The sequence below is a fragment of the Mesorhizobium sp. M1A.F.Ca.IN.020.06.1.1 genome (assembly GCF_004023265.1).
Taxonomy (GTDB): domain Bacteria; phylum Pseudomonadota; class Alphaproteobacteria; order Rhizobiales; family Rhizobiaceae; genus Mesorhizobium.
Window position 1 is genome coordinate 1 of the sequence record NZ_RZSR01001756.1, and the last position, 506, is coordinate 506.

The following is a 506-nucleotide window of genomic DNA, read 5'->3' on the forward strand; positions in this document are numbered from 1 at the left end:
CTCGGCGACGGTCAGACGCCTGACCGATCCGCCCGGCGGCAATTCGAACTCGACGTTGCGGAGGTCGATCTGGCGCATCGATTCCGCGCTCACCGCATCCAGCGCCGCGTTGACGCCGCCAAACACCGCCGCCGATACTTTCTCCGGATCGACCAGGCCATCCTCGTTGCGCAAAGCCGCAGTCCAATCACCGCTCCCGGACGGCATGGCGGCGACCATGATGCGAGCATCGGAGAACCGGGCGCTGGTGAGCTTGACCTCGCCGGATAGCAGCGGCAGCAGGCGCATGCCGAAGCGGACGCGCCCGACATCGGCCATCGGCTTGCCGTCGGCCGTCTTCAAGCTGACGTCGCTGACCTGCAGAGCGACGAAGCTCGACCCATCGAGCGTCAACCGCGCCGGCCCAACGGTGACGTTGAGATCGACGCCAGCGAGCTTCTCGATGGCCGTCTCGGCTTCGGCGCGAAGTCGTTCCGTGCCGATGCCTGACGTGCCAAGCACATAGA

1 pseudogene is annotated in these 506 nt (G+C 66.4%); it reads right to left on the reverse strand.

The features are described 5' to 3' along the window. A pseudogene (locus EOA60_RS36730) lies at positions 1-506 on the reverse strand (AsmA family protein); the annotation flags it as partial.